This is a genomic window from Streptomyces sp. HD, from assembly GCF_028369295.1.
Lineage (GTDB): Bacteria > Actinomycetota > Actinomycetes > Streptomycetales > Streptomycetaceae > Streptomyces.
Window position 1 is genome coordinate 1 of record NZ_JAQMYP010000052.1, and the last position, 13,852, is coordinate 13,852.

General features: G+C 67.3%; 6 protein-coding genes. 2 read left to right on the top strand and 4 right to left on the bottom strand.

The window, feature by feature from the left end; genetic code table 11:
* The 4 genes from POF73_RS36405 to POF73_RS36420 form a co-directional block, all read right to left on the bottom strand.
* Positions 1 to 6,828, bottom strand: a 6,828-nt coding sequence (locus POF73_RS36405; RefSeq protein WP_272123495.1) for a non-ribosomal peptide synthetase, incomplete at its 3' end; no start/stop codon positions are given.
* A 235-nt stretch (positions 6,829 to 7,063) separates the two neighbouring features.
* Positions 7,064 to 8,356, bottom strand: coding sequence for an MFS transporter (locus POF73_RS36410; protein WP_272123545.1), 1,293 nt, complete (start codon positions 8,354 to 8,356; stop codon positions 7,064 to 7,066).
* An 807-nt stretch (positions 8,357 to 9,163) separates the two neighbouring features.
* Positions 9,164 to 9,955, bottom strand: coding sequence for a ParB/RepB/Spo0J family partition protein (locus tag POF73_RS36415; protein ID WP_443049697.1), 792 nt, complete (start codon positions 9,953 to 9,955; stop codon positions 9,164 to 9,166).
* A gap of 957 nt (positions 9,956 to 10,912) precedes the next feature.
* The gene (locus POF73_RS36420; RefSeq protein WP_272123496.1) at positions 10,913 to 11,677 is read right to left on the bottom strand and encodes a DeoR/GlpR family DNA-binding transcription regulator; all 765 of its coding nucleotides are present in this window, start codon (positions 11,675 to 11,677) and stop codon (positions 10,913 to 10,915) included.
* Positions 11,678 to 11,842: 165 nt separating this feature from the next.
* On the opposite strand from POF73_RS36420, the gene POF73_RS36425 reads away from it, so the two are divergent.
* Both POF73_RS36425 and POF73_RS36430 read left to right on the top strand, forming a co-directional pair.
* Complete coding sequence (locus POF73_RS36425; protein WP_272123497.1) at positions 11,843 to 13,075, top strand: MFS transporter; 1,233 nt, start codon at positions 11,843 to 11,845, stop codon at positions 13,073 to 13,075.
* A complete protein-coding gene (locus POF73_RS36430; protein ID WP_272123498.1) occupies positions 13,072 to 13,677 on the top strand; it encodes an HAD family hydrolase in 606 nt (201 codons plus the stop codon). Before POF73_RS36425 ends, POF73_RS36430 begins: the two co-directional genes overlap by 4 nt.
* Positions 13,678 to 13,852 lie beyond the last annotated feature (175 nt).

Here is a 13,852-nt window from a genome sequence, read left to right on the forward strand (position 1 = left end):
GTCGGGGACGGCTCGGTCGACCGGATAGGGGACCTTGGTGTCGTTCCACTCGGCCAGCAGCCGACCGCGCTCGGCGTCGGTGAGGATGTCCAGGGTGCCGATCCGCTCATCCGGCGCGTCCACGGCGGCGCCGAGCAGGACCACGAAGTGCCCGGCCAGGCGCTCGACGGTGGTGCGGTCGAAGAGGTCGGTGGAGTACTCGACGCGTGCCGCGAGGCGGTCGCCGTGCTCCTGGACGGACACGCTCATGTCCAAAGCGGCGGTCGAGGACTCCAGCCGCTGCGGCTCCGCCGCCAGTCCCTCGAACCGGCCCCACTGGTGGTCTTCCTGAGGGGAGAGCATGACCTGGAAGAGCGGGGTGCGGGACAGGTCTCGCTCGGGGGCGAGTTCCTCAACCAGGCGTTCGAAGGGCACGTCCTGGTTGCCGTATGCCTCCAGTGCAAGGTCCCTGGTCCGGGCCAGCACCTCACGCACGGTCGGATCGCCGCTCAGGTCCGCACGCATCACCAGCGTGTTGACGAAGAAGCCGATCAGGCCCTCGGTCTCGGCTCGGTTACGGCCGGCGATGGGTACCCCGACGGCGACGTCCGACTGGCCGGAGTATCTGCTCAACAACACCTGGAACAGGGCCAGCACAACCATGAACAGCGTGCAGTCCTCGGTGCGGGCCAGGTTCCGCAGCCCCTGGAGGACCTCACCCGGCACCTCGAACTCCACGCTCGCGCCGTGGCCCGAGCGCACCGGCGGTCGCACGCGGTCCGTGGGCAACTCCAGCGGCTCCAGTCCCGCCAACGCCCCTCGCCAGTACGCCAGCTGGGGCTCCAGCGACGCAGCCGTCGCCTGTCGTCGCTGCCACAGCGCGAAGTCCCCGTACTGCACGGGCAGCGGTGCGAGGTCCGCCGGGCGCTGCTGTACAGCGGCCGAGTACAGAAGCGGCAGCTCCCGCGCGATGACTCGCATCGACCAGCCGTCCGAGACGATGTGGTGCACCACTATCAGCAGAAGGTGCTCATCCGCCGCCACCCGGACCAGTACCGCCCGCAGCAACGCTGCCGACGCCAGATCCATCGGCCGGTACGCCTCATCCCGTACCACGGCCCACGGGTCAATGGCCCCGTCCAGCGTCTCCAGCCGAAAGCCGTTCGGTTCGTCTACCACCTGTCCTGGCTCGCCGTCGGCACCAGCCACGAAGCGGGTCCGCAGCACCTCGTGCCGTGACACCAGCTCGGCGAACGCCGTCTCCAACGCCCCGGCATCCACGTCACCCCGCAGACGGAGCACCAGGGGCAGCAGATACTCACCGGAGTCCGTGAGCAACTGGTCCAGGATCCAGAGCCGTTGCTGCCCGAAGGAGAGCGGGACCTGCGCCTCCGCTTCCCGCGGCAGCAGCGGAACCATCTCCGTCGAGAACGCGTCGAGCCTCCCGGCGAACCCCGCCACCGTGGGGTGGGCGAACAGCTCACGCACCGGTACCTCCCTCTTCAGCCTGTCGGCCAGTCCGTTGACGACGCGCATCGCCAGCAGCGAATGACCGCCCGATTCGAAGAAGTTGTCGTGGATCCCGACCCGGCTCACGCCCAGCACGTCGGCCCACACCTCGGCCACGATCCCCTCCAGCGGGGTGCGCGGCTCCGTGTACCGTGCCGCGGTCTCGGCGCGGTCCCATTCGGGCGCCGGGAGGGCCTTGTGGTCCACCTTCTTGTTGGTCGTCAACGGCAGCCGGTCCAGCAGCACGAAGGCGCTGGGCACCATGTACTCGGGCAGCCTGTGCCCACACCACTCCCGCAGTGCCGCGGTCTGCGGTCGCCGGCCGGCCAGGGGCGCGCAGTACGCGGCAAGCCGCTTGCCTCCGCGTTCGTCTTCCCGGTCGACGACCACACAGGAAGCCATGTCCGGATGCTCCATCAGCACCGACTCGATCTCGCCCAGCTCGATGCGGATGCCCCGCACCTTGACCTGCTTGTCGATGCGGCCGAGGAACTCCAGCGTGCCGTCGGGCAGCCACCGGACCAGGTCGCCGGTGCGGTACATCCGTGCGCCCTCGGGGCCGTAGGGATCCGGCAGGAAGCGCTCATCCGTGAGCTCCGGACGGTTCAGGTAACCGTCGGCGACTCCGACCCCGCTTGCGTACAGTTCGCCCGGAACGCCTGGTGGTACCAGTCGGCGGTGGCGATCGAGGACGTAGAGGCGGGTGTTCCCGGCGGGGACGCCGATCGGTGCGATGCCGGGCCAGAGCCGGACATCGGTCGGCAGCATGTGGTCGGTGACGCCGTGGGTCTCGGTCGGTCCGTAGCCGTTGTGCAGCACGCACCAGGGGTGGCGCGCGTGGAAGGCCCGGGCGGAGTCGCCCAGCACATGGGTGTCGCCGCCCTGGGCGATGACGCGCAGCTCCGGAAGAACCGCACGGGCGGCGTTGGCCGCGCGATAGAACTCCTCCAGGACGAGATTGGGGGCGTTCAGTTCATGGATCTCGTACCGCTGCATCCACTTCACGAGCGCGACCGGATCGATCCGGATGCTCTCCGGTGCGACGACAAGGCACTTCCCGTACAGCAGGGCGCTGAGGATTTCATAGGGTGCGATGTCGAAACTGATGGTCGCGAACTGGGCGATCCGGCCGTTGGGCTCGCCCGGGGTCGCGGTGCGCAGCCAGGAGGTCAGATTGATCAGCCCACGCCCCGGCATCACCACGCCCTTGGGGCGGCCGGTGGAGCCCGAGGTGTACATCACGTAGAACGGGGTGTCCTGGGTGACCGGCCCGTGCAACTGATCGGCCGTCGGATTGGCGGCGGAACGAGCGGCGAGTGCCGCGGCCCATTCCGGTGCGTCCAAGACGATCAAGGAGGGCCCGTCGTCCGGGAGGATGCCCCGCACGGTGGTGTCGGTGAGGACGCAGGCCGGCTCGGCGTCCTCGATCATGTACCTGATGCGCTCGGCGGGATACCCGGTATCGATCGGAAGGTAGGCGGCTCCGGTCTTGGCCACCGCGAGCAGCGCGGCGATGAGGTCCCCTGATTTCGGCAGGGCCAGGGCCACCACGTGCCCGGGCCCGACACCCCGCTCAATCAGCAGATGGGCGATCCGGTTGACCCGCTCATTGAGCTCGCGGTAGGTCCACTCGGTGCCGTCGTGGATCAGTGCGGACGTGTCCGGTGTCTGCGCCACCTGCCGCTCGAACAGCGCGGGCACGCTTTCCGCCGGCATTTCGTGGGCCGTGTCGTTCCACTCCACGAGCAACTGGTGGCGGTCGGCCTCGCCGAGCAGGTCGAGTTCGCTCAGCCATGCTGTGGGGGTCTGTACCGCCTGGGCCAGCAGGTTCTGGAAGTGGCCGGCCATGCGTTCCGCGGTCGTGCGGTCGAAAAGGTCGGTGCTGTAGCTGAGCAGTCCCCGTAGCGTCTCTCCGGACGTCTGCAGGACAAGCGTGAGATCGAATTGGGCCGCGTTCATGCCGGTGTGCAGCGCTTCGGTCTCCAGACCGGGGAAGCTCCAGACTTCGGCGGCCAGGTTCTGCGGGGTGAGCATGGCCTGGAAGAGGGGGGTACGGCTCAGGTCCCGTTCCGGCGCGAGCTCCTCCACCAGCCGCTCGAAGGGCAGGTCCTGGTGGGTGTAGGCCGCCTGGGCGACATCACGGACACGGTGCAGGAGTTCCTCGAACGTGGGATCGTCCGACAAGTCCGCACGCATGACCAGCGTATTGACGAAGAATCCGATCAGGCTCTCGGTCTCGGGCCGGTGCCGCCCGGCGGTCGGTATGCCGACGGCGATGTCGTCCTGGCCGCTGTATTTGCCGAGAAACAGTTGAAACGCCGCCAGTTGCACCATGAACGGGGTGACGCTCGTGCGACTCGCCAGCTGGGACAGTGCGCGGGTCACGGTGTCCGGGACGGCGAACTCGACACTGGCGCCCTTTCCCGTGCGCTGGGGCGGCCGCACCCGGTCGGTGGGCAGCTCCAGGGGTTCGATGTCGGCCAACTGCGCGCGCCAGTAGTCGATGTCCGCCTTCAGTCGCTCGTCTCCGAGTCGTTGGCGCTCCCAGACCGCGAAGTCCGCGTACTGGATCGGAAGCGGCGGGAGCGCCGGTTCCCGGCCGGTGAGCGCGGCGGAGTACAGCTCCCCGAGCTCGCCGGCGAGGATCTGGACCGACCAGTCGTCGGTGACGATGTGGTGCATGGCCAGCAGAAGCAGGTGAGCGTCGGCACCGGCCGGCACGAGCACGGCTCGGACGAGAGACCCGTCCACCGGGCTGAGGAGCTGTGCCGATTCCTCGCGCACGATCCGGAGGGCTTCGTCGTGGTCGCGCGCGTCCCGGTGTTCCAGCCGGAACGCGGGCTTCGTGTCGATCAGTTGGTGTGGCTGTCCGTCGCTCGCCACGCCGATCCTCGTGCGCAGGACCTCGTGCCGCTCGATCAGGCCGGTGAAAGCCGCTTCCAATGCCTCGGCGTCCACGGCTCCCACCAGTCGTACCACTCGGTGGGTCAGCAGCTGTCCGCTGTCCGGCGTGAGCTGGTGCAGGAACCACAACCGCTGCTGGCCGAACGACAGCGGGGCGTCCCTGTCCAAGGGGCCGCGCCGGCGCAGTTCCACGGCCGCGGAGTCGCTCCTTGCCTCCAGGTGACCGGCCAGTGCGGCGACCGAGGGGTGGCTGAACAGCTCTCCGACGGACATGTCCGATCCGAGGTCCCGGGCGATGCGGCTGACCACGCGCATCGCCAGGAGCGAATGCCCGCCCAGGTCGAAGAAGCGGTCGTGGATTCCCACCCGGTCGACGCCGAGTACGTCGGCCCAGATACGGGCGAGCGTGTTCTCGGCGTCCGTTCGCGGCGCGACGTAGTGTTCGTCGAATTCCGCCCGCAGTCCGCTGGGCTCCGGCAGCGCCTGGCGGTCGATCTTCCCGTTGGCCGACAGCGGCAGCTGCTCCAGGAACACGAAGGCATTGGGGACCATGTACTCGGGGAGCCGCTGTTTCAGGAACCGGCGCAGGTCGGCGCGCATGGTGGCTCGGGCGTCCGGTGCGGCCGTGCCCGGCTGGTCGCGGACCACGTAGGAAACCAGGCGCTTGTCTCCGGGCTGCTCCTGCCGCAGCACGGTGACCGCCTGGGCCACGCCTGGGTACGCCGTGACGGCGGCGTCGATCTCCCCGAGTTCGACCCGGTGGCCTCGTATCTTGAGCTGGTGGTCGGACCGCCCCAGGAACTCGATGTTTCCGTCCGGCGTCCATCGCGCCAGGTCACCGGTCCGGTAGATCCGCGCGTCAGGGTCGCGGGAGAACGGATGGGGCAGGAAGCTCCGTGCGGTGAGCTCGGGGCTTCCCAGGTAACCGCGGGCGACGCCGACTCCGCCGATCCACAGCTCCCCTGTGACCCCGACGGGGGCGGGACATCCGAACCGGTCCACGACATAGGTCTCGGTGTTGGCCATGGGACGGCCGATCGGCAGTGTGGTGCCCGGCGTGAGCGTGGCGGGATCGACTTCGTAGAGGGTGGCCCCCACGGTGGTCTCCGTGGGCCCGTACTCATTGAGGACCACCGCACCGGGCGCGCGCCTCTCGACCGCCGACCGCGCCAGATCCGCACCGAAGGGTTCGCCTGCAACAACGAGTGTGCCGACGTTCAGCCGAGCATCGGTTCCCTCCAGGCGCTCCAGAAGGATTTCGAGGTGGGAGGGGGTGAGCTTGACCGTGCTGAAGGACTCGCCCCGTACGAAGGCGTCCGCGAGCATCGCCACGCCGTCGGCGCCCGACTCCCCCATGATGACCACCGACTCGCCCTGCATCAGCGGAAGGAAAAGGGACGGAATCGGCAAGTCGAAGGCAATGGACGAGAGCAGGACCGAACCGTGTCCGCGCCCGGTCGGCGGGAAGGCAGCGTCGGCGCTGTGCATGAAGTCTGCGAAGTTTCGGTGCGCAACCTGTACACCTTTGGGGATTCCGGTCGACCCGGAGGTGTAGATGATGTAGGCCAAGTCGTCCGGTCCTGCCTCAGATGTCGGCTCTTCGGCGGACAGTTCGGCGATGGCGGGCCAGTCGCTGTCCAGACAGACGACCCGCGGGCCTTCGGAGGGCAGGCGGTTCCTCAGGGCTTGCTGGGTGATGACCGCGGTGGCCCGGGTGTCGTCGAGGATGAAGGCCAGTCGATCCGCCGGGGTCTCCGGATCGAGAGGCACATACGCGCCGCCGGCCTTGAGCACAGCCAGCATTCCCACGAGAACGCCTTCGTCGCGCTCGACGCAGACCGCTACAAGACTTCCCGGGCCGACTCCGAGATCTTGCAGATGACGGGCCAGCCGGTTCGCCCGCTGATCCAGTTCGCGGTGGGAGAGCCGAAGCTCACCTGCGATGACGGCCGTCGCCTGCGGGGTGCGCGCGGCCTGCTGGGCGATCAGCCTCTGCACCATGCTGCCCGCCGGATGCGCCACCGCCGTGTTGTTCCAGTCGAGGAGGAGCTGCCGTCGCTCGGCATGGGTGAGAATCTCCAACTCGCCGATGCGGGCGGCGGGGTCCACGATGAGCGCGGCGAACAGCGTCTGGAAATGTCCAGCCAGTCGATCAGCGATCGAATGGTCGAACACGTCTGTGCGCCAGCGGTATTGAAGTGCCTGGCCGTCCGGGCTCAGGGTGACGGCCAGTGGGAGGGGGCCGGCTGCGGTGCCGTCCTGGTCGATCGGCTGTGCCAACCACGCGGCCACCGACGTCTCCGCGGCCGGCTCCGAACCGTGGTCATGTCCAAGGCGGGACAGCAGGAGCAGCCCCACACGCTCGACGAGTTCGGAAAGGCGCAGGCCGCAAGTCTGAGCGAACTCCTCTGCCGCCGACTTGAGTTGGGGATCCACCGAGCACGTGATCGATACAGCGAAGTCGTCACTTCCCACAGCGGGCACTTGGAGAAACCTTCCTACGCATGACGGATCACCCCACCACCGGACGTCGGCCATGCCAGGCGCGCAGTGAGCAGGTTCTGTTCAGGTGGACACACCGAATCGAGGGGTCGGCGACTCAAGGAAGTCGCGAGAACCGAGCCGGTGAGAAAACAGCACGAAACGAATGTCGGGAGTCAGGACCGACGGGTCAGGCCTCTTGGAGGGTCTCTTCAAGACCGGTCGACTGCAGCGGGAACTTCCGCATGACACGCAAAGGAGAGAAAAGGATCGGGATGAATGCCAGGCAGCCGGCAGCAGCGCAGACGAAGAGCGCTTCACGTGCCCCCAGCCAACCGCTGATCACTCCACCGAGCATGGAGCCGAGCGGCATGACACTCCAGGTCAGAAATCGCATACTGGCATTGACTCGACCGAGGAAACCGTCCGGAGTCAGCGCCTGCGTGCAGCTGACTTGGGTGACATTGTAGACCACCGTCATGAAAGCGACGATTCCATTGGCAAGAGCGCCGACCCACAGCATCCAGTCCGCCCCGACCGCGGGCAAAACCAGAGCGAAGGGAGACCCGAGTAGCAAGATCAGCCACATGGCGGGACCAGGACCGACCTTCTCGGAAATTTGTTTCGAAACAAAGGAGCCCAGCAGCCCGCCGACCGCGGAAACGCTGAGGAAGAGCCCGATCAGCATAGGCGAGAGTTCGAGGGTTCGCGCCAGGAAAAGCATCGTCACCGTATAGACGGCATACGACGTCAGATTCAACCAGGCGGTCGATCCGGCGATCGCCAGCAGTCGCGAGTCCCGCAAGACCAGACGCAGACCGGCAGCCACTTCCGGCAGCATCCGAGAACGCTCCGTGCGCGCGACGGAATGCTCCTCCACTCTGATCCGAGCGATGCAGAGCGTGGACACCGCCAGCCCGACACTGGTCACCAGAAACGAGACCGGGGCAGTCATCAGCGCGACGATCTGGCCACCCAGCGAGGGACCACCCACGGCGAAGACCTGCTGGACTCCGGTGATCTTCGCATTCGCTTCCAGTACCCGCTCCCGCCCCACCACGGTCGGCAGATATGTCTGGTAGGCGACGTCGTAGAACACATTGCAGATACCGAAAAGCAGAACGGTGGCATACACCTGCCAAATTGTCAGGAAGCCACCCCACCAGGACAGCGGTATCGAGAGAAGAATGACCGCCCTGGCCAGCTGAGAGAAAAGGAGAACTGGCCTACGCCGCAAGCGATCGACCCAGACGCCGGCCGGAAGCCCCACAAGGAGAAAGGGAAGCGTCAAGAAGGTTGAGACAAGCCCTACTTCGAATTCCCCGACATCCAATGCGAGGACGGCAACAAGCGGAATGGCAATTCTAGCCACACTGACACTGGCGGCACTTACGGCAGTAGCCGAAAAAAGATTCCTGAATCCCCCGTCCCTCAATAAAGAATCGCCAGTTCGTGAATCTCCACTTCGGCCAACCTGTATCATGAAACGGAACTTATCAAGGGCGATCAACAGGTGCAAGTGACCCGGATCACGTTTGAGCGAAACCCAAACCCCCTTGCCTGACGATGCCCGATTTGCGGTTCGATAGCGTGCCGTTTACGTGCCCAATGTGACCCGGTTGGCTGCGGCTTGTCGCACGGCAATTCTTTCGCCTCGACCGCAGCGACGCCGAACACTCAGTCTTTGCTTGGTAATTTTCTGTCAAATTACAGGAGTATTACGTCCGGATTCAGGGGCGGAGCCGACGCCGGCCGCAGGGATGCCAGGCAGGCCGTCGCTGAATCGGCTTCCACGCACACTCATCGGACCGCTGCCACCTGGAATGGCTCCGAGGCCATTTCCACAAAAAGGACCACGTCAGGGCCGGAGTGCAACTCCAAAGCTCGCCGATCAGCAGGTCGTGGTCCCCGGCGCCGCCGAGCACAGCGGCGGCGCCATCAACACCGAGGTGATTGCCATGGTGATTCGGCAGAGTCGTGGCCCGCTCCTATCACCGCCGCAGCGCGGCCGAAGGAGCCTGGCCGAAGAAGCCTGTGTGTCGTGCCGTCGGCAGACGCTAAGTCGTAACTCGTCGCGGGCAGCGTGTTCTCCGCGGCGCCGCCAGCCCCGCGTTGGTCCGGGCGAGTCCCCGGCCTGCCGCACGACGGGACTCCCCGCCGGGGCCGCGTTGGGTGGTGGCACCATGCCGCGGGAGCGCACGTCCCCGGAGACACGGGGCGTGGCCGCGCACACCCGGAAACGCAGGTGACGGCCCCTCAGGGGCGCGGCACGGCCGGGCCTCGTGTCCGGTCAGTCGGCGCGGCGCCCTGTCGGCGTCTCGTGCATCTGGCTCGCCTCACGCGCGAACCGCTCCCATTCCTGGGCATAGGACCGGGCCAGTCCGGCAACGGTGACGGCGCAGTGCGGCGGGACGTCGGCGAGCAGCCGCCCACCCGCCTCGACGTCCGGGGCCTGGGTGGTCAGCCAGCGCAGCAGAGCTCGACCCGACTGGGTGAGCTTGACCGAGGGGTCGTTGGTCAGGCTCCGCAGTACCGCCGCCCTGCTGTCGCGATCCGCCTGCGCGTCGATGCCGGCCCATGCCGCGGCCGTGGTGGTCCGGCGAGTATCTGCCGTCTCGGGTTCACCGTGCCGCATGCGGCGCTGTACGTCATGGGCGGTGCTGACGGAAATCCCCGCGTGGGCCGCCACCTCACGCAGCGGTACACCAGGTCGTTGGGCCAGCAGGGCCCTGGCGACCTCTCGCCGCCGGGCCAGGTCCAGGGGGCGGGCCCGGCCGTCCTGGCCCACCCGGGTGTTCGACTGAGGAACTTCCTCGCTCGAACGTCTGCGGACCGCGCCCACGGTCTTCGGTGACAAGCCGGCGATCCGCGCGATCGCTCGGTCCGACCAGTCCGGGTGCGTACGCAGGATCCGCTCGGCCGCGGCCTTGCGGTCCTTGAGGGTGAGCGGTAGGCCATGGGTGATGTTCGCCGCCACGGCGTGCACGAACACGTCGTCAGCCGACCCATCCAGGTAACGGACGGCGATCTCACGCTCGCCGCGCATCATCGCCGCCTTCAACCGGTGCATTCCGTCGACCACTTGACGAGTGGCACGGTGTACGAGGATCGGTTCGAACTCCTGGCACGACTGCGCAAGCATTTCGACATGCGCCGGGTCGATGCCTCCGAGCCGAGGCGACTCACCAGAGCGCAGGGAGTCCATCGAGACCCGGGACACCGGGTGCGGCGAAGACCGCAGACCACTCCCGCTCACGGACAGCCTCGCCCCCTTTTTGCGGGCACCTTCGACAACACAGCCCCCTAGCCCCCGTGTGGCATTCGTCATGCCACCCTGTCTCGTCTTCACGCATAGATCATTTTCTCGCCGCACCACTCAAAGATCAATCGGCGAGTTTGTCAAGTGTGCGACTGTCCCACCATTGACGATCAATCACTTGACGGAAGTGGCGCGAAATGAGCGAGAGCAGCAGGAGCCCAAAGCGTAACGTAGTTGAACATCGCAACAATTGCGTGCGAATTGCCGCCCGCGATACCGAGCGGCGGGCTTCGAGGCGAGCGGTGTGGCCAGTTGGCCGAGGGGGGCCACTGGAGTCGCCCGGTCGGGGGCGGACGAAGTGAAGGCTCCGTGGGACGCAGACAGTACATTCGAGCGCTGCGCGACAAGGGGGATGGAATGGGATGCCCCGGCCCAACCTCGCTTGCACATGCGCGATTTCCAGCCACCTGGCCGAGGTCAGCAGGCCTGAAGTGTCCTGACAAGCTCCTGGCAAGCTCCTGGCGAACTATTTACCGAACCAGGAATCCCGGCTGAATACTGTGGGCCTTATTTGCTTTAGGCAGACTGCACGTACCAGTGGCACAAATTGTCCCGACCCGGCCCGCGCAGATCCTTTGGCGACGATTCTGCCGAGACCGGACGTTGATCCCTGACTGCGCCTCGGCCGCCATCCGGCGACTACTGAAGGGGTGCACGGACGCGGCCCGGGACGGGATCTCGACGGCAGGCACGACCTGCCGCAAGAGATGCCCGCGGCGCTCAGGGTTGCGGATGAACCACCTGCACGCCCCGTGCCTGCATCGCCTCGACCACCGGATTGTCCGGCGCCGCGTCCGTGACGACCAGAGTGATCTCCTTCAGTGAGCAGATACGCCCGAGCGCCGTGCGGCCCAGCTTCTCGGCCGTGGCCACCAGGATGACCCGCTGGGCGGATTCGAGAGCCGCCCGCTTCACCCGGACGTCGTCGAGGTTGTATGCGGTGGCTCCGCGGACCGGATCCACCCCGCAGCAGCCCAGCACGAAGGTGTCGAAGCACAGGTCCTTGAAGGTCTCGGCGGGCGTCTGGCCATAGAAGGACAGTTCTCCGGAACGGACCTGGCCACCCGGCAGCAGCAACTGGATGCCGGGGTACGAGGACAGGGCGAAGGCCGCGTGCAGCGACAGCGGGGTGACGGTGAACTGCCGGTCCTCCATGGCCTTTGCGACGGCCACCAGGGTCGTACCGGTGTCCAGGGCGATCGTCTCGCCGTCCGTGAGCAGCGAGAGCACGGTACGCGCGAGTCGCTCCTTCGTCTCCATGCCCGACATCGCGCGGATCGCATACGGCGGCTCGACGCCGCCCGGCAGATTGCTCACCGCGCCGCCGCGCACTCTGCGCAGGGCACCGCGCGATTCCAGGAGCTCCAGGTCCCGGCGGATCGTCATCTCCGAGGCCCCCGTCGCGCCGGCCAGGTCCGCGACGGTCGCGCGGTTCTCGCGCATGAGCCGCTCGATCACGAAGTTGTGCCTCTCCATCACGTTCATGCCAGTGAGGGTATCGGCCATTCTCGCAAGACGGCTGGTCAGATGAACATGCATTATGTTCAAGATGACAAGATTCATGAGAGAGTCAGGCGACAACCCTCACCTGACCTGCATCTTCGTGTGTTCGTTTGATGTGCATTCAGCTGCCGCCTCTTGAGGAGTTCGATGTCCACAGCCCGCAGACCTGATCCGTCCGGGAGCCCGCAGCCGCTCCTCACGACCGTGGCGATCGTCGCCGCGTGCATGGCGTTCGTGGTGATCGGAGCCCTCCAGGCCCTGTACGGTCCCGCGATCCCCGCGTTGCGCAAGGAATACGGCATCAGCCCCGCTGTCGCCGGACTCAGCCTGAGCGGGCACTTCGCCGCCGCGGTGATCGGCGTGCTCGTCTACCACCTGCTGTGCACACGGCTGGGCCACCGGGTCCTGCTCGGAGCCTCGTACCTGCTCATGGCGCTGGGCTCGGTGATCTTCGCCACCGCGCCCAACTGGCCCCTGGCGCTGGTCGGCACCTTCGTCATCGGCCTCGGCTTCGGTGGCGTCGACTACGGGCTCAACCACCTGTTCGCCGTCGCCTTCGGACGCCGCAGCACCGCGATGCTCAACCTGCTCAACGGCCACTTCGGCGTGGGCGCGATCGCGGGACCCGCCCTGGTGGGACGGCTCGGCTCCGAGCATTACCCGGGCATCTTCGTCGGCGTCGCCGGCGTCTGTCTGCTCATCCTGTTCACCCTCGGCGGCGTGGCCACCCGGGAGCCCGCACCTGTCACCGGGGCCACGTCCGGCATTGGTGCGCGCGTCGCGCCGATCATCGCCGCGTTCATCGGTATCTACGTGCTGCACGTGGCCATCGAGACCGGAGTCGGCGGATGGGAGCCCACTCATCTGGAGACCGTGGGCTACACCGCCGCGACCGCCGCCACCGCCACGTCGGCGTACTGGGCCGCCATGACCATCGGGCGCTTCGTCGTGGTGCCGCTCTGCCTGCGCTTCTCGGCGCCCGCGATCCTCACCGTGTGCTGCGTGGGCATGGCAGGGTTCCTGCTCCTCGCGACCCTCCCCTCGGTGGCGCCCTACGCCTACTTCGGTGTCGGGCTCGCCATCGCGCCGATCTTCCCCACGTGTCTGCCCTGGCTGAACCGGGCGGTGCCGAGCGTCGCCGCGGCCGGCGCCTATGTGATGGCAGCGTCGATGATCGGAGGCGTCGCCTTCCCGCCACTGCTCGGCGTGGTCATCGACGGGCTGGACGTCAAGGCGCTCCCGGTCGTGCTGTTCGCTCTGGCCGGCGTCTGCCTGGTGCTCAGTTTCTGGCTGCGCGGCAACGCCCCCGATCCGAACGGACTGTCCGCATCGAGCCCCGGATCCACGGGGACAACCAGGACCTCGGAGGTGCAGGTATGAAGGCCGTACTCTTCGACATGTTCGGAGTCCTGGCCCGTGTCCAGTCCACAGAGTCGCGAGCAGTGATCGAACGAACAGCCGGGGTGAGCGGAGAGCGCTTCTGGGACGCGTACTGGTCGCTACGCCCACCGTACGACCGCGGCGACGTCATGGGCCCCGCCTACTGGGAGAACGTGGGCGAACGGCTCGGCACGCCGTTCACCGGCCGGCAGATCGACGATCTGATCGGCGCCGACCTGGCCGGCTGGAGCGAGGTCGACCAGGAGAGCGTGGACTTCCTGGCCGAGCTGGCCGGCCGCGGCGTGCGCCTCGGGCTGCTCTCCAACATCCCGGAGGAACTCGCCGTCCACTACGAGGCCACCCAGGAGTGGCTCGGGCACTTCAGCGTGGTCGGAATGTCCTGCCGGATCGGGAGCGCCAAGCCGGAACCGGCCGCCTACACGTGGTGCAGCCGCGAACTGGGGCTGCCTGCCGAGGAGATCCTCTTCGTGGACGACCGTTCCGACAACGTTCTCGCGGCCCGCGAGGTCGGCATGCGCGGCCATGTGTTCACCGGCGTCCGCGCCCTCGCCGCGGCACTGGAGGAGGAGAAAACCGGGTGACGCCGACCCGCGGTCCTCGGCGCAACCCGCGTCACGCGAGATCCGCGAGATCCCCTCCGTGAGCGTGATCCCGGCCGCGGCCCCGGCCCCGGATCGACGGGCAGGCCCGCGCGGTCCTCCACGCGCCTGGCTCCGGTGTCACCGACGCGACGGCGAGCGAGCTGGGCATGTCCCT

Excerpts from the sequence above, each read along its gene's own strand:
- POF73_RS36410 (WP_272123545.1), bottom strand. The coding sequence starts at position 8,356 with ATGATACAGGTTGGCCGAAGTGGAGATTCACGAACTGGCGATTCTTTA.
- POF73_RS36420 (WP_272123496.1), bottom strand. The coding sequence starts at position 11,677 with ATGAACGTGATGGAGAGGCACAACTTCGTGATCGAGCGGCTCATGCGC.
- POF73_RS36425 (WP_272123497.1), top strand. The coding sequence starts at position 11,843 with ATGTCCACAGCCCGCAGACCTGATCCGTCCGGGAGCCCGCAGCCGCTC.
- POF73_RS36430 (WP_272123498.1), top strand. The coding sequence starts at position 13,072 with ATGAAGGCCGTACTCTTCGACATGTTCGGAGTCCTGGCCCGTGTCCAG.